Below are 265 nucleotides of genomic sequence, written 5' to 3' on the forward strand. Positions count from 1 at the left end.
GATCGACCAGAGCCCGGCCCATGCGCAGCAGGGCGCGGGTATCGGGCAGGTTCTCCAGGCGTGAGATGGTGGACTGTGAGCACAGGTCGCGCTCCGACGGCAGCCGCTCCAGGGCCATCTTGAACAGCGGATCGGCGCGCAGACTGTCGGCGTCGTTGCCGTCCTCATAGCCCGCCGCGATGGCCAGCAGGCGGAAGCCGATGATGTCGGTCAGCGAATGCACGGTGCGCAAAGGATCGCGCGGGTCCTCGATGCACCCGGCCAG

Annotated in this window: 1 protein-coding gene; it reads right to left on the reverse strand. The window is 68.3% G+C overall.

The window, feature by feature from the left end:
• A partial coding sequence (locus EJ903_RS26700; protein ID WP_174237373.1) for a transposase occupies positions 1-265 on the reverse strand: 265 nt, incomplete at both ends.

The sequence above is a fragment of the Azospirillum griseum genome (assembly GCF_003966125.1).
In the GTDB taxonomy this organism is placed as follows: domain Bacteria; phylum Pseudomonadota; class Alphaproteobacteria; order Azospirillales; family Azospirillaceae; genus Azospirillum; species Azospirillum griseum.